The organism is Pseudomonas sp. BF-RE-21 (assembly GCF_019947305.1).
Lineage (GTDB): Bacteria > Pseudomonadota > Gammaproteobacteria > Pseudomonadales > Pseudomonadaceae > Aquipseudomonas > Aquipseudomonas migulae.
Genome location: NZ_JAGYGF010000019.1, coordinates 53,249 through 68,544 on the forward strand (window position 1 = coordinate 53,249; position 15,296 = coordinate 68,544).

Annotated in this window: 11 protein-coding genes, 1 other RNA gene and 2 pseudogenes; 10 read left to right on the forward strand and 4 right to left on the reverse strand. The window is 56.8% G+C overall.

Annotation, left to right across the window (positions count from 1 at the left end; translation table 11 throughout):
* Nucleotides 1-125 precede the first annotated feature (125 nt).
* The 7 genes from KGB25_RS15000 (at nt 126) to ssrA (ending at nt 7,375) form a co-directional block, all read left to right on the forward strand.
* A complete protein-coding gene (locus tag KGB25_RS15000) occupies nt 126-950 on the forward strand; it encodes a (Fe-S)-binding protein (RefSeq protein ID WP_223435484.1) in 825 nt (274 codons plus the stop codon).
* Nucleotides 947-2,401 (forward strand): LutB/LldF family L-lactate oxidation iron-sulfur protein, encoded by a 1,455-nt coding sequence (locus KGB25_RS15005; RefSeq protein WP_192227686.1) that lies wholly within the window; start codon nt 947-949, stop codon nt 2,399-2,401. Before KGB25_RS15000 ends, KGB25_RS15005 begins: the two co-directional genes overlap by 4 nt.
* Nucleotides 2,401-3,072 carry a lactate utilization protein C gene (locus tag KGB25_RS15010; protein WP_008036540.1) on the forward strand — a complete coding sequence of 224 codons (672 nt, stop codon included), beginning with the start codon at nt 2,401-2,403 and terminating at the stop codon, nt 3,070-3,072. Before KGB25_RS15005 ends, KGB25_RS15010 begins: the two co-directional genes overlap by 1 nt.
* Nucleotides 3,069-5,879, forward strand: coding sequence for an FAD-binding and (Fe-S)-binding domain-containing protein (locus KGB25_RS15015; protein WP_223435487.1), 2,811 nt, complete (start codon nt 3,069-3,071; stop codon nt 5,877-5,879). Before KGB25_RS15010 ends, KGB25_RS15015 begins: the two co-directional genes overlap by 4 nt.
* 130 nt (nt 5,880-6,009) lie before the next feature.
* Nucleotides 6,010-6,282: a hypothetical protein gene (locus tag KGB25_RS15020; protein WP_008036547.1), complete on the forward strand. Its 273-nt coding sequence runs from the start codon at nt 6,010-6,012 to the stop codon at nt 6,280-6,282.
* A gap of 331 nt (nt 6,283-6,613) precedes the next feature.
* Nucleotides 6,614-6,868 (forward strand): hypothetical protein, encoded by a 255-nt coding sequence (locus tag KGB25_RS15025; RefSeq protein ID WP_008036550.1) that lies wholly within the window; start codon nt 6,614-6,616, stop codon nt 6,866-6,868.
* 113 nt (nt 6,869-6,981) lie between these two features.
* Nucleotides 6,982-7,375, forward strand: a transfer-messenger RNA (tmRNA) gene (gene ssrA, locus KGB25_RS15030).
* Between the two features lie 365 nt (nt 7,376-7,740).
* Here the strand turns inward: ssrA and KGB25_RS15035 are convergent.
* Both KGB25_RS15035 and KGB25_RS15040 read right to left on the reverse strand, forming a co-directional pair.
* Nucleotides 7,741-9,351 (reverse strand): hypothetical protein, encoded by a 1,611-nt coding sequence (locus tag KGB25_RS15035; RefSeq protein ID WP_223435489.1) that lies wholly within the window; start codon nt 9,349-9,351, stop codon nt 7,741-7,743.
* Nucleotides 9,352-9,790: 439 nt separating this feature from the next.
* Nucleotides 9,791-9,898: pseudogene (locus tag KGB25_RS15040) on the reverse strand (transcriptional regulator); the annotation flags it as partial.
* 83 nt (nt 9,899-9,981) lie between these two features.
* Between KGB25_RS15040 and KGB25_RS15045 the strand changes: the two are divergent.
* Nucleotides 9,982-11,388 carry a DUF2252 domain-containing protein gene (locus KGB25_RS15045; protein WP_223435490.1) on the forward strand — a complete coding sequence of 469 codons (1,407 nt, stop codon included), beginning with the start codon at nt 9,982-9,984 and terminating at the stop codon, nt 11,386-11,388.
* Nucleotides 11,389-12,022: 634 nt separating this feature from the next.
* Entirely contained in the window at nt 12,023-12,283 is a 261-nt protein-coding gene (locus tag KGB25_RS15055) for a DUF6124 family protein (RefSeq protein ID WP_008029850.1), read from the forward strand.
* Between the two features lie 20 nt (nt 12,284-12,303).
* Here the strand turns inward: KGB25_RS15055 and KGB25_RS15060 are convergent, their stop codons facing one another.
* Together KGB25_RS15060 and KGB25_RS15065 are read right to left on the reverse strand one after the other, a co-directional pair.
* Nucleotides 12,304-13,167 carry a phosphatase PAP2 family protein gene (locus KGB25_RS15060; RefSeq protein WP_008029852.1) on the reverse strand — a complete coding sequence of 288 codons (864 nt, stop codon included), beginning with the start codon at nt 13,165-13,167 and terminating at the stop codon, nt 12,304-12,306.
* 8 nt (nt 13,168-13,175) lie between these two features.
* Nucleotides 13,176-13,847 (reverse strand): histidine phosphatase family protein, encoded by a 672-nt coding sequence (locus tag KGB25_RS15065; RefSeq protein WP_223435491.1) that lies wholly within the window; start codon nt 13,845-13,847, stop codon nt 13,176-13,178.
* A 393-nt stretch (nt 13,848-14,240) separates the two neighbouring features.
* Between KGB25_RS15065 and KGB25_RS30600 the strand changes: the two are divergent.
* A pseudogene (locus tag KGB25_RS30600) lies at nt 14,241-15,119 on the forward strand (methyl-accepting chemotaxis protein); the annotation flags it as partial.
* Nucleotides 15,120-15,296 lie beyond the last annotated feature (177 nt).

The following is a 15,296-nucleotide window of genomic DNA, read 5'->3' on the forward strand; positions in this document are numbered from 1 at the left end:
GACGCCGGACCACGATTCCGGCGTCAGCTATTCACAACCCGGTCTGTAAGGCTGCTGAAAGAATCTCTCTCTATATTCAGCAGCCTCAGCGGACGGATAACCGGGACCACCCGGAGACACGCCTGATGAGCGAGCTTTTTTACAACGCCGTGCCGAACGCGACCCGCGTCGCCCCGCCACTGCCCAAGCCTCGGCAATATCCCAGCGAAAAACCGGCACGGGTCTACCTGTTCGGGACCTGCGTGGTTGATCTGTTCTACCCGGAAGCCGGGATGGATGCGATTCACCTGCTGGAACGCGAAGGCATTCGTGTCGAGTACCCGCAAGGGCAAAGCTGCTGCGGGCAACCGGCCTACACCTCCGGTTACACCGACCAGGCCCGGACCGTGGCGCGCGCGCAACTGGCGCTGTTCGCCGGAGATTATCCGGTGGTGGTGCCGTCGGGATCGTGCGCCGGCATGCTGCGCGAGCACTATGCCGACTTGTTCAAGGACGAGCCGCAAACGTTGAAACAGATTCAGGCCCTGGCGGCCCGGACGTATGAGTTGGCCGAGTTTCTGTTGTTTGTCTGCAAGGTGCAGCTCAAGGACAGCGGCGAACCGGTCAAAGTGGCATTGCACACATCGTGTTCGGCACGCCGAGAGATGAACACCCACTTGCACGGCCGCGAGTTGTTGGCGCAGTTGGGAAATGTGGAGCGAGTCGAGCACAGCCATGAAAGTGAATGCTGTGGCTTCGGTGGGACTTTCAGCGTCCGTATGCCAGACATTTCCGGCGCGATGGTGGCTGACAAGACCCGGGCGTTGAAGGAATCCGGTGCGCACAAGGTACTCAGTGCCGATTGCGGTTGCCTGATGAACATAAACGGCTCGCTGGAGAAACAGAAGGAAGCGTTGCGCGGCCAACACCTGGCCAGTTTCCTTTGGCAGCGCACCGGAGGTGTTCAATGAACGCTTCCGCGATTATTCCTACGGTTGCCGTAGAAGAAGATTTCCGCACCCGTGCTCACACGGCATTGGGTGACAAGCAACTGCGAAACAACTTTCGCACTGCGATGGACTCTCTGATGACAAAACGGGCAGCGTCCTTCAGCGATGCCCATGAAAGAGAACATTTGCGAGCGCTGGGCAACGCTGTCCGCGCCCGTGCGTTATCGAAGTTGCCCGACCTGCTCGAGCAACTTGAACAGAACCTGACCCGCAACGGTGTGACAGTGCACTGGGCGGAAACGGTGGACGAAGCCAATGGCATCGTCCTCTCGATCATCCGCGCTCACGAGGGGCGGCAAGTGATCAAGGGCAAATCGATGGTCAGCGAAGAAATGGAGATGAACCATTTCCTCGCTGAACGGGGCATTGAATGCCTGGAATCGGACATGGGCGAGTACATCGTCCAGCTCGACCACGAGAAGCCTTCACACATTATTATGCCGGCGATCCACAAGAATGCCGGTCAGGTCGCGTCCTTGTTCCATGACAAACTTGGCGTGGAATACACCAAGGACGTTGACCAACTCATTCAGATCGGTCGCAAAGTCTTGCGGCAGAAATTCTTCGAAGCGGACATCGGCGTCTCAGGCGTCAACTTCGCCGTGGCCGAAACCGGCACCTTGCTGCTGGTGGAGAACGAAGGCAACGGGCGCATGACCACCACGGTGCCGCCGGTACACATCGCGGTCACCGGCATCGAAAAAGTCGTGGAAAACCTGCGTGACGTGGTGCCGCTGGTGTCACTGTTGACCCGCTCGGCCCTCGGCCAGCCGATCACTACCTACGTCAATATGATCTCCGGCCCACGCAAGGCCGATGAACTCGATGGCCCGCAGGAAGTGCACCTTGTGCTGCTGGACAACGGTCGCAGCCAGGCCTTTGCCGACAGTGAATTGCGCCAGACCCTGAACTGCATTCGCTGCGGCGCCTGTATGAATCATTGCCCGGTCTACACTCGAATCGGCGGCCACGCTTATGGGGAGGTTTACCCTGGGCCTATCGGAAAAATCATCACGCCGCACATGGTCGGCCTGGCGAATGTCCCGGATCATCCGAGTGCGTCATCGCTGTGTGGTGCTTGCGGCGAAGTCTGTCCGGTAAAAATTCCTATCCCTTCCCTACTGCGACGCCTGCGGGAAGAGAACGTCAAAGCCCCGGATAGCCCGCATCAAGTGATGCGCGGCCAGGGCAGCAAGTATTCGCGCAAGGAGCGTTTTATCTGGAATGCCTGGGCGAAACTCAACAGCTCACCGACGCTGTATCGACTGTTCGGCTTTGTCGCCACGCGTCTGCGTGCCCTCGCACCGAGCAACGTCGGCCCCTGGACGCAAAACCACAGCGCCCCGAAACCGGCTGCCCGCTCACTGCACGACATGGCCCGCGAGCATCTGGCCAAACAGGGAGATCGCTGATGAGCGCCAAGCAAAACATCCTCGCCAAGTTACGGAAAAGTCTGACCGGCACAACGCCCGTGCCTGACGAGTTCGACGTCGAACTGGTGACAGCGCCGTACACCTACGCACCCGAACAACGCATTCCGCAGCTGCGCAAACTGATGGAAGCGGTGCACACAGAAATCCACCTGACGTCCGGCGAAGCCTGGCCTTCGTTGCTTGCTCAGTTGCTGCAGGATCGTCAGCTGCCCAGCCTGTTGATCGCGCCGACGACGCCGCACGGTCAACGTGTCACTCAGCACTGGGCGAAAAATCCTGGCTTGCCGACGCTCAAGGCCTACGACCGCCCGGTGGAAGAATGGAAAGCCGAGCTGTTCAACGACACACCGGCCAGCCTGACCACCACCCTCGGCGCAATCGCCGCCACAGGTAGTCTGATTCTCTGGCCGACGCGGGAAGAACCGCGCTTGATGAGCCTGGTGCCCCCCGTACATTTCGCCCTGCTCAAGGCCAGTGAAATCCGTGACAACTTCTATCAGGTGCAGCAGGAGTTCAACTGGGCTCACGGCATGCCGACCAACGCGCTGCTGGTGTCCGGCCCGTCGAAAACGGCCGACATCGAACAAGTCCTGGCTTACGGTGCCCACGGCCCGAAAGACCTGGTGGTTTTGATCCTGGAGGACCAATGACTCTACCGGCGACTTTCCTGCGAGATGCGCAGCAACTGATACCTCAAGAACGACGGTTCGACGACCCGCTGTCGACATTGGCGTTCGGCACCGATGCCAGTTTCTACCGGTTGATTCCGCAATTGGTGATCCGCGTCGAGTCTGAAGATGAAGTGGTGGCGCTGCTGAAACTGGCGCAACGGGATCAGGTTCCGGTGACCTTCCGCGCCGCCGGCACCAGCCTGTCCGGCCAGGCCATCAGCGATTCGGTGCTGATCGTGCTTGGGGATAACTGGAACGGACGCGAGATCCGCGGCCACGGCACGCAAATCCGTCTGCAGCCGGGCGTCATCGGCGCGCAGGCCAACGCGTGGCTGGCGCCGTTCGGACGCAAGATCGGTCCCGACCCGGCCTCGATCAACGCCTGCAAAATCGGCGGTATCGTCGCCAATAACGCCAGCGGCATGTGCTGCGGCACGGCGCAAAATACCTATCACACGCTGGCCGGTATTCGCCTGGTGCTCGCCGACGGCAGCCGCCTCGACACCGAAGATGCGGCGAGTGTAGCGGCGTTTCGTGAGAGCCACGCAGCGTTGCTTGAACGTTTAGCGACACTGGGCCGCGAGACCCGCGCCAATTCCGAACTGGCTGCAAAAATACGCCACAAATACCGTCTGAAAAATACCACTGGCCTGTCACTTAACGCCCTGGTGGATTACGACGAGCCTGTGGATATCTTGAGCCACTTGCTGGTGGGTTCCGAAGGCACGCTGGGGTTCATCAGTGCCGTGACCTACGACACGGTGATCGACCACCCGAACAAGGCCTCGGCACTGATCGTATTCCCGGATGTGGAGACCTGCTGCAACGCCGTCACCGTGCTGAAAAGCCAACCGGTGTCGGCCGTGGAACTGCTCGACCGTCGCAGTCTGCGTTCAGTGCAGAACAAACCCGGCATGCCGGATTTCGTACAGCACCTGTCGAACAATGCCTGCGCGCTGCTGATCGAATCCCGCGCCGCGTCGTCGACTTTGCTGCACGAGCAACTGGCGCAAATCATGGCGTCGCTGACTTCGTTCCCAGTGGAAAAACAGGTCGACTTCACCGAAGACCCAATCGAGAACGCCCGCCTCTGGGCCATTCGCAAGGACACCTTCCCCGCCGTCGGCGCGGTGCGCAAAACCGGCACCACGGTGATCATCGAAGACGTGACCTTCCCGGTAGAGCAACTGGCCATCGGCGTGAATCGTCTGATCGAGTTGTTCGACAAGCATCACTACGACGAAGCGATCCTTTTCGGACACGCGCTGGAAGGTAATCTGCACTTCGTCTTCACCCAAGGCTTCAACAACCCGGAAGAAGTCGCACGCTATCAGGCGTTCATGGACGACGTGGCGCAGTTGGTCGCGGTGGAATTCGGCGGTTCGCTGAAGGCCGAGCACGGCACCGGTCGCAACATGGCGCCGTTCGTGGAGCTGGAATGGGGCAGCGATGCCTACCAGTTGATGTGGCAGCTCAAACGCCTGCTCGACCCCAACGGCATTCTCAATCCGGATGTGGTGCTCAGCGACGATCCGCAGATTCACCTCAAACACCTGAAGCCGTTGCCGGCCGCCGACGAGATTGTGGATAAGTGCATCGAGTGCGGTTTTTGTGAGCCGGTCTGCCCGTCGAAAGGCCTGACCCTGAGCCCGCGCCAGCGCATTGTGATCTGGCGAGACATTCAGGCAAAAAAACGTGCCGGTGTGGACACCACGGAACTCGAAGCCGCTTACGAATACCAGGGCATCGACACCTGCGCCGCCACCGGGTTGTGCGCACAGCGTTGCCCTGTAGGAATCAACACTGGCGAACTGGTGAAAAAGCTTCGCAGCCGTAAGGCGACGCATACGAAAACTGCCAACTGGCTGGAAGGCAATTTCGCCACCGCGCTGCAAGGCGCCCGTTTCACCCTGCATGTGGCCAATGGCGCGCGGATGCTGCTGGGGGCGCCACGTCTGGCGAAGCTTTCGGCAACGCTGACGAAGTTGTCCAAAGGCCAGGTCCCACAATGGACCAACGCCATGCCGCAGCCAGAAAAAGCCATTCGCTTCAGCCCGATCGTGTCGGACGAGCGCCCTCGCGTGGTGTACCTGGCTGCTTGTGTCTCGCGGGTCATGGGGCCTGCGGCCGGTGATAAAGAGCAAATGTCGCTGTACGACAAAACCCGTGGCCTGCTGGAAAAAGCCGGTTACCAGGTAGTCTTTCCGGACAATCAGGACAGCCTCTGCTGCGGCCAGCCGTTTGCCTCCAAGGGCTACGCCGAACAGGCCGAACACAAGCGCCAGGAACTGATTGGCGCATTACTGCACGCCAGCCGTGGCGGGCTCGATCCGATCTACTGCGACACCAGCCCCTGTACCTTGCGACTGGTTCAGGACCTGGGAGATGTTCGACTGGATCTGTACGACCCGGTGCGTTTCATCCGTACGCATTTGATGGATCGTCTCGACTTCACGCCGCAGGAAGCGCCCATCGCCGTGCATGTCACGTGCAGCACTCAGCACCTCGGGGAAAGCCAGGCGCTGATTGATCTGGCGCGCAAGTGCAGCAAAAACGTGGTCATTCCCGAAGGCATTCACTGCTGTGGATTTGCCGGCGACAAGGGCTTCACCACGCCGGAGCTGAACGCCCATTCGCTGCGTACGCTCAAGGACGCGGTGCAACAGTGCAGCGAGGGGATTTCGACCAGCCGCACCTGTGAGATCGGTCTGACGCAACATGGCGGAATCGACTACCACGGGCTGGTCTATCTGGTGGATAGGGTCACACAGCCGAGGGGCATCTGAAGAAAAATAGAACCCTGACAAATCGTCGTAGTCCACTGGTTAAGCCCGGACATAGCCGGGCCTTACCCAACCTCGGCAGCCCGTTCTGATGGCCGGTAAACACCTGAGCCCTCAGTTCAAGGAGATACTCATGAAACGTTCTGTACTGTTAGGTCTGTTCGTTACTGTCTCGCTGATGGCATCCCCCTCGTTTGCCGCTGAAGACCTCTGTGCGGTCAACATTAAAACCATCGAAAATGCCAGGGCACAGACTCCTCCAGAAATGTCTGATCAGGTAATGGACAGCGTCAAGCAAGCCAAAGCCGATCAGGCAAAAGGCACCAAGGAAGGGACTGACGATTGCATCGCCGAGACAGAACAAACGATCAAGCAAATCAAGGACGCGAACAAAGGCGGGAAGTAACCCGGCACAATGCAGACCTTCGGGTGGGCTTTCCTGGCGTTCAACTCGCAGGCTTGTTGCTCATCAAGATTCACAGAGCAACAGGCCAGGGAGCGCTCAGGATGGCTCCACCCAATGCGAAACAAACCAAAACCCGCTAACTGCGGGTTTTGTTGCTTCTGGGGCTTGGGCATGCATGGACCTTTTTTCCATAGCCTTTGGGTGAAAAGCGAATTCTTGCGCAGCGTCGTAGTCTTTTAGTTAGGGCCGATCAATCGTGGCTTGTTTTTCGACCTCGGCCGAGCCCCCGTCCCTATGGCAGCACCGAGACTACCCGTACAAGGAAATATCCATGAAACGTACCGCGATCGCTGGTTTGCTCATGTCTGCTGCACTGTTGGCTTCTCCCGTATTTGCAGCGGACAACGACCTGTGTACGAGCAAGCTGCAACAGCTCAAAGCCAAAGTGAATGCACTGCCGGCGAGCCCTGACAACACCACAATGGAGATCAAAAGACTGCTGGCCAGCGCCGAAGCTTCAAAAGCTGCCGGGGACGACAAAAAATGCGTCACCGAGGCCACCCAGGCATTGTCGCTGGCAAACTGAGCAAAGATCCCAACTCATGATCACTCGCGCCAAGCACCGGGTGGCCTTCTGAGCCACGTTGGCGTACACTGCGCAGGCTTGCTGCTCACTTTGATTCACAGAGCAACAGGCACGGGGCCGTTTAGGATTCGACGCCGGTCGCGAAACTTTAGGTGCATGCCGAGTTGGTAACAGAACTCGTAAATCCACTGTTGCAACTTCTTATAGTTGCCAATGACGAAACCTACGGGGAATACGCTCTCGCTGCGTAAGCAGCCTTAGCCCTTCCCTTCTGGTACCTTCGGGTCCAGCAATCATCAGGGGATGTCTGTAAACCCAAAGTGATTGTCATATAGAACAGAATCGCCGTGCAGTACGTTGTGGACGAAGCGGCTAAAACTTACACAACTCGCCCAAAGCACCCTGCCCGTCGGGTCGCTGAGGGTTAACTTAATAGACACGGCTACGCATGTAGTACCGACAGCGGAGTACTGGCGGACGGGGGTTCAAATCCCCCCGGCTCCACCAAACAAGCTAGACAAAAAAGGCACTTGGCGATTATCGCAAGTGCCTTTTTTGTGTCCGCATGGTTGGGCTTCGCTCGTTGATCAGTCGCCAGGCAGCCTGACGAAAGGAGCAGCGTCTCTTCAGGATCGCGCATTCGTTGCAACATCTACCCCCCACATCGCCATCAGTCACAAGGGGTGGCTATAGCAACGCCTTGATCACGCGTTGTCGCTGAAAATAAAGAAAGCCGCAAATCCTCGGAAAATTGAATTTTTACGGCTTTTTTACCTGGGCGCTCTCCATTCGATTCGGCCAACCACCTAAAACGCCACACCTCCATACGCGGTGCGCCATAGCAAACGATTTGATGAGTACATGACCCACGACTACTTCAGGATTTCGCATCGGACCCTATTCAGTACATAAGGACCGAACTGTTGTGTGCTTAAATATTTTAAGACACCGCCATGATGCTCACCGCAATAAATATCAAGATACTCAAGCATCTTTTCACTGGATATCACGGGCACTCCAGTCTTATCCAGAAGTTTATCAACCATCCCTCGACCTCCTGCAGCCTCTGAAAAAGCGACTGAAAAAGGCGCAAGCGTAGAAACGCCAAGACCGTAAAACTGATACTGCATCGCCGTCGTTGCAGCGCCCATTACAGGATAAATAGCTTCAAAGGGTACGCCAACACCCCATACAACTATCGGGTAATCAGGGAAGTCGTGAAAAGATTCACTGGCTGCTACTATTCTATTTTTTGAGCCTTCAACTTCCGGATATAAATTTACCACCGTGATCAACGCAGCCACAAGCGGGATAGCGACACTCAACTTCTTGCGCCACCCCGAAGCCATCACAGTAAAAAACGGAGCAATTAACAGCAAGCCGACAAGTGGAACATATACCCGCAAGATCCCAGGGCGCCCCAACAACCCAAATGCAAACATCGCAGAAACACACAAACCCCAACTTACCGCCAATCGCCAACTTGGCCTGATTAATAGCAACGATAACGCAGCCAATACAGAAACCAAGAGCACAGGATGCCACAAGACCTGGATTCCTAACCAACCGTTACCCAGTGCAATGTCCTGAGTCGGCACGGCGCCCAACTCGTCCAGCATTGCCTGTAATACTTGCGGCTTTGCAACAACTGAATCCACAAAAAACCAGTTTTCTATCAGGCTTACATCATTAGAACTGTAACTATGGTGCGATAGAATATCCTGCCGCTGTTTAAGGTTTTCTGCAGCACCAAAATCCGTAAAAGGGGCGCGCGCTGGGTTAAGCTCACTGAATGCTCCCCATTCGTCGCCCTGATAGGCTCGGTGGTCGATGAAGGCTGCTACTGCCACCGCCAAAGCGAGAACAACAAAAGAAATTTTCGCCTGTCTTAGTAAAAGTATTTTTTTCCAGCGAAGTAGCGGCCATGCAACGAGAAGCACCAGCAAAAACTCATGACTTCTAATCATATAGCTAAAAAAGGCTAGAACACAGCCGTACACCAACATTCGAAAATCACGTTCCCTCTCATACAAATGCCAGCAGACAAAGGCGGCCACCATCAAAAAACCAGAGTTAATGGTGAATTGAGGAAAAAGTGTTGGGCGCGCAAGCAAAAGTACTAATACAGACAAACAACCCAAGTAACTCACGCCAAGCCGGAACAGCCCATTAACAACAAACGCCCCAACTACAACCAGAGTCCCCATGGTAGCAATGGAATAACCTAATACACCATTAACTTCCGGAATAAATCGTACAAAGTACCCCCACAAAACGTTTGAAAACATAAGAGTCGGTGGAGAACCACTGGATGCAATACCGTAACCATGAGCGATCATCGACATTGCAACATCATCATTTGTTTCCCATATCGGAAACAACAATGAACAAAGCAACAATACAAAACAAGTGACCAGAGCGAAAGAGCCGGCTAAAATCAGGCACTTCGAATTCATGACTGGCTTAACTTTAAAATCAATCACAAACTTCCACCATTTCTTCCACAAAGACAACCAGCATGACGACATCCTTTGCTGCAGCACGACCACTGTTATTTTTTTAACAACTATTAAATTAGACGATACTTTACAATAAAGCCCTGCGCTCCACCTATTGTTTTTCTAAAATATTTCGGTATCAGCCGGCTGTTAAAACAGTACCACGATCCGGACGTCTACTCATACTGGTCGTGTTTTTTGTTGAGCTCCCACCACTCTCGGTCGACGTAATGTCCTGGCTCAGAAAAAGGCTCCTGGTGGTTTTCCCAGTGCCTTTTTTTGTGCCAGTAGAATCGCCAACGAGACTACATCAACGTGTCGCACTCCAGGTCTTCCTGCGCCGTGGACAGTCGTTGCACACCAGCAACGACAGCGTGAACCCGTAACCAAAGAAGCCTCGGCCAAGGCGAATTACCGCTCTTCAGTAAGCAAGCATGCTCACCGAAAGAGCGCCCTTCTCCACAGCAATGACTTTGCGCCGCGTCAATCGGGCAAGTTCGGCGAGTTTCGCTTGCGTGAGGCCACGATTCATACGCTTTCTGCGTTTTTTTCTATGAACGAAGTTTCATGGCCCTCCTACACTCAATCCGCACAAGCCCACAACGCAGAGTCGCCATGACCACCCTCAAAGACCGCTTGAAGCAAGGCAAGGACGCTCGAAAAAACTGCCCTCGCAGTGCTCAGGCGGCCACCGGAAAAACCAATCGTGACCCGCTGCCACTGATCAAGCGCTCCAGCGAGGGACGGGTCAATTCTCTGGTCGAGTTGCGCTACGGCCGCATGCTGGTGTCGCCATTCACCTTTTATCGCGGCAACGCGCTGTTGCAGGCTCACGACCTGGCCGGCACGGCGAACATGGGTCTGGTGTTGACGATCTGCGGTGACAGTCACTTGATGAACTTCGGCGGTTTCGCCACGCCAGAGCGCAACCTGCTGTTCAGCGTCAATGACTTCGATGAGGCCCATCCCGGCCCCTGGGAGTGGGATGTCAAACGTCTGGTGGCGAGTTTCATGGTGGCCGCCCGTGACCTGCGCCACGGCGAAACCGTGGAAGAAAACGTCTGCCGCGAAGTGGTCGCCGCGTATCAGCAAACGATGCTCGAATGCGCGGAGCAAAGCGCGTTGGAGACTTGGTACGAGTCCATCAGTTATGACGATCTGCGGCAACAGGCGAGTAAAGCCACGCTGGAGCACGTGGAGCGCGCCATCGCCAAAGCCGAACGCCGCACCCATGCCGAATTGTTGCCGAAAATCAGTGAACGTGACGCCGCAGGCCGTCTGATCATTCGCGATGACCTGCCGGAAATTTTCCATCTGCACAAAAACACCACGCTGCTGGATGCCGACGATGACTGGCTGCGGCTCGCGGACTGGCGACCGCTCTACGAGACGTTCATGAGCGAATATCGGGCGACCCTGCAAGCCGACCGGCGCGGGCTGCTGTCGCGCTTCAATGTTCAGGACCTGGCGTTCAAAGTGGTCGGTGTCGGCAGTGTCGGCACGCGCTGCCTGGTGGCGCTGCTGACTGACGAGCAAGAGTTCCCGTTGTTCCTGCAATTCAAGGAAGCACGGCGGTCGGTGCTCGCCGATTACGTGAAGGCCAAGTCTCGCGTGCGGCACAACGGCCAGCGCGTGGTCGATGGTCAACGGCTGATGCAGTCCGCCAGTGATCTGTTCCTCGGCTGGACCACCGGCCCCAACGGTCGCCATTTTTACGTGCGCCAGTTGCGCGACATGAAAATCTCTGCCGAACTGGAAACCTTCGACGCCGAAGCCTTTGCCGCCTATGGCCGAATCTGCGGCCGCGCCCTCGCCCGTGCACATGCCAAATCGTCCGGGCATGCCGCGCAGATCAGCGGTTATATCGGCAAAAGCGATGCACTGGCCGATGCGCTGTTCAAGTATGCGAAATCCTATACCGAACAGAATGACCAAGACTTCGAACGCTTCCAGCAAGCCTGTCGCAAGGGGCGTTTGCGGGCACGGTCGGAGGCGGACTTTGCGGCCGATCATTTGCCGTAAGCCCCGACTTTGCCGCGGCGCAGATGAATTTTTCTTCACCCCATCGCGCCCCGGCAACCGGTACATTGCGCTCGCTCATTCAAGAAACTACGGTTTGCCCGCCCTCCCGCGGGCTTTTTTTTTGGTTCTTCACGGATTACCGGGAAAGACGCTCTTGGTCTTCATGAAAAAGAATTCGCTGTCCCGGTAACCGTACGCCATCCGCTTGATGACTTTGCTCACGGATTACGCGTACGACCGCAGTCGCCTGTAGGAGCGAGCCTGCTCGCGATGGCGGCTTCACTGTCGATAAAAATGTCGTCGTCATTGCAGGACATCTCCTACCAAAAACGAAGAAAACGCCCACAGATTTTTAAGGTTGTTGCTCGGAAGCGGGCTCTTTAGTCTTTGCTTGTCACTGAAAACTCAGTGATCGGGTGTGAGAACCTGGCAACTTATGGTCATACAGAGCCTGTAACCGCATAATCGCGCCAGCTTATCCGCTGTCCGCAAATGCGTTATGGCGGCTGTGTGCGGGCAGACTTTGGTCTGGCCCGGGTGTCCATAACCGGTTTTCTCACCCCGCACATAGCTGCCACCTCTTAGCCGCGTGAGAAACGGCAAGCGGCGGCTCCAACGCAAAAGGAAAATTTGTATGGACAAATTAATCCCCGATCCCCCGACTACCTCCCCATACCGCCCCAGCCCCTTCTTCACGATCCTTCCCGACATCGGCACTGAAAACCTCCTCGCCCATGCCTGCGAGTCATTGGCATCCGCCAGCGTCATGACCAGCGATTTAGCCACCTACCTCGATGGTTCACAGCGCAACACCGCGCTGGCCATTGCGCAGATCATCATGCTGGCAGAGCTGGCAGTGAACCAGGCACTGGATAACGTTGATCCGCAGGAGTAGGCAGGCATACCGCGTCATCGTTAATCGCGAGCAGGCTCGCTCCCACACTGGACCGCGTTCCCTTGCGGGAGCGAACCTGCTCGCGATGACGGACGGCCAGCCGACAGTGATGTCATCTGATCCACCGGTACATCCAGCCGCGCTCGCCCATAAAACGCCAACGCCGTCAGTAAACACGCCAGCCACACAAAGATCCCGGCCCAGAACGTGTGGGACATGTAGTGCCAGCCTTGCAGGACCCGCGTCGTGCCGTAGACAAAACCGAGCAGCAGCGAGCCGTACATCAGCGCTTTCGAATAGCGCCAGCGATAGCGGCGCGCCACGAAGTACAACGCCAGCATGGTGAACCCGCCCGAAGCATGCCCGCCCGGCCAGCAGCGCCCCTCACCCGCTTCCCTGAACAGTTGGAAGTTTTCGTACCACTCCATGTGGGCAATTTTCCCGCCATACAGGGTCGTTTCAATTGGGCAATACACGCTGGTGTGCGCCTTGAGGAAATGGATCACCCCGGTGCAAATGGCAAACGCGAACACCACAAACAGAAAATCCCGACGATGGTCATAGGCAAACTTCAGCACCGGAGCGGCTTTGCTCCGCTCCAGGAATCGGCCAAGACGCGGACGCTTTTGCGGGTTGATCAGCGGCCAGACAAACGACAGCATCGCGCCGATCAAGGCAATTTCAGCAGTCCAGTTCGGAATGATGCGCGCCCATTTATGGGTGAGTTTTTCAAAGAAGTGAACCTGATCGAGCGGGAAGGTCTGGGTCAGCGGATCAAAAAAAAGATTACTGAACGCGATGTCGATTTTGGTCATGTCGAACATCAGAAAAACGACGGCTGCGCAGGCCAATGGAATACCGAAGTTGAAATAGTAAAAACGCATGGGATTACTCATTGGCTGGTCACCGAGCGCCAGTCGGAAGCTTCGATATAACCAAGCATTCGCGGCGCCTGTAGCGATTCGGCGGAGATAAACAAAGAGGCGCCATAGCCAAGAGTGGCCGTCGGCAACTTGAGGCCTTTCTCGATCTGCGCCATGCATTCACTGTGGGTCACCAGAATCAGATTACGCCCTGGCACTTTGTGCGCCAGCGCGTCACGCAACATAGTGCCCTTGCAATTGATCAACCACTCCTCATGAGTACTCACCTTGTTGAACATGTAGGAGGCCGTCTGCGCGGTCCGCATCATCGGGCTGTTGTAAATGTCAGCCTCGCCCAGGCCGAGCCTTTCGAATTGCGCACCGACACTCACGGCGACGCTGCGCGAACGATCCGTGATGCCGTCATTGCCCGTCAGACACGCGGCCGTCGAGTGATCGCAGCGCTCGACATGGCGCACCAGCACAATCATGTCGCCCTTGGCCCAACCGGATAACAACGCCCGGGCGCCCGAGACATTGCCATGGGCCAGGTCCGGAACGGCGGCAGGCCGCAATAGCCAGACGGTCAACGGGATCACCAACAGCGCCGAGGCGAGTACCACTGCGGTGTTTCGATAGCGGGTAAAACGGCTCAGATCAATCGAGCGTTTGACCCCGAACAGACTCAGTCTCAATTCCACATCAGGCCGCCTCACCGGCATGCATCACTTACATTCGATGCCGCGAGGGTAGAGAGGCTCGCGTCGGCAGCCGGTGAAACCCATGTGAAAAAAAGCTTAAGCCCCCTGCAAAAACTTTTGTTACAGAACCGTCTGACAAAATCCTTTCAGCTCTCGCGATTGCTGCCGATACAGACCTGCTACACACCCTTGGCTACCAAAAACAACAATCTTCCAGCCAACCGACGACCAAAAGCGCAACGTTCCTGGAGGAATTTGATGAATAGCTGGTTCGGCAACATCAGCGTGAACATGAAACTGGGCCTGGGGTTTGGCCTGGTCCTGGCACTGACCTGCGTCCTCGCCCTGACCGGCTGGACGAGCCTGGGCAGCCTGATTGACCGCAGCAACTGGATGAGCGACATCACCCAGCTCAATGCCGGCCTGACCAAACTGCGTGTGGTTCGCTTGCAATACATGCTGACCAACGGCGATGAAACCACCGCGCAGAACGTCCAGACCACCCTGGATGCGTTTGCCGCTCAGCAACAAGCGCTGCTGGTGAAGTTCAAGAGCCCGGAAAACCTCAAGCTGCTCAAAGAGCAAGGTACGCAAATTGACGCGTACAAAACGTCCCTGAACAAAATGCGCAGCGCCTACCGCGCCGGCAACAGCGCGCGCGACGCCATGGGCGCCAACGCGGAAAATGCGAATTCGCTGATCAACGCCATCAGTACCCGCGTACAACAAATGCCGTTGAGCGATCAGCGCTTCGAACAATTCCAGGCCATCACCGCCGCCAAGGAAGCGTTCATGCTGGCCCGCTACGAAGTGCGCGGTTATACCGCGACCACCAACGCCGAGACCGAGCAGAAAGCCGTCGGCCAACTGGACGCGGCCATCGCCAGCCTGAAACAGCTCAATGTGCAATTCGCCGACACTATGCTGGACGAGTTGCGCCAACTGGAAACGGCATTGAGCAATTACCGCAGCGCTTTGCAGGCTTATAAAGCCGCGAGCAACGATGCTGTGCAGGCGCGCAAGGAAATGACCGATCAGGGCGCCGCCATCGTGACCCTGAGTGAGCAGCTGTATCAGATCCAGCTCGACCGTCGTGACGCCGAAAGCGCACAAGCCCGCACCCTGCAACTGATCAGCACCTTGCTGGCGTTGCTGGTCGGGATCATTGCCGCCGTCATCATCACCCGTCAGATCACCCGCCCGCTGCGCGACACGCTGGCAGTGGTCGAGCGCATCGCCGGCGGCGACCTGTCCCAGGACGTCAAAGTGACGCGCCGCGATGAACTCGGCGTGCTGCAACAAGGCATCGCGCGCATGGGCGTGACCCTGCGTGACCTGATCAGCGGTATCCGCGACGGCGTCACCCAGATCGCCAGCGCCGCCGAAGAACTGTCCGCCGTGACCGGGCAGACCAGCGCCGGCGTTAACAGCCAGAAGATCGAGACCGAT

What these genes read in the sequence shown, in the direction of transcription:
- KGB25_RS15000 (WP_223435484.1), top strand. Translation starts at nt 126, where the DNA reads ATGAGCGAGCTTTTTTACAACGCCGTGCCGAACGCGACCCGCGTCGCC.
- KGB25_RS15005 (WP_192227686.1), top strand. Translation starts at nt 947, where the DNA reads ATGAACGCTTCCGCGATTATTCCTACGGTTGCCGTAGAAGAAGATTTC.
- KGB25_RS15010 (WP_008036540.1), top strand. Translation starts at nt 2,401, where the DNA reads ATGAGCGCCAAGCAAAACATCCTCGCCAAGTTACGGAAAAGTCTGACC.
- KGB25_RS15015 (WP_223435487.1), top strand. Translation starts at nt 3,069, where the DNA reads ATGACTCTACCGGCGACTTTCCTGCGAGATGCGCAGCAACTGATACCT.
- KGB25_RS15020 (WP_008036547.1), top strand. Translation starts at nt 6,010, where the DNA reads ATGAAACGTTCTGTACTGTTAGGTCTGTTCGTTACTGTCTCGCTGATG.
- KGB25_RS15025 (WP_008036550.1), top strand. Translation starts at nt 6,614, where the DNA reads ATGAAACGTACCGCGATCGCTGGTTTGCTCATGTCTGCTGCACTGTTG.
- KGB25_RS15045 (WP_223435490.1), top strand. Translation starts at nt 9,982, where the DNA reads ATGACCACCCTCAAAGACCGCTTGAAGCAAGGCAAGGACGCTCGAAAA.
- KGB25_RS15055 (WP_008029850.1), top strand. Translation starts at nt 12,023, where the DNA reads ATGGACAAATTAATCCCCGATCCCCCGACTACCTCCCCATACCGCCCC.
- KGB25_RS15060 (WP_008029852.1), bottom strand. Translation starts at nt 13,167, where the DNA reads ATGCGTTTTTACTATTTCAACTTCGGTATTCCATTGGCCTGCGCAGCC.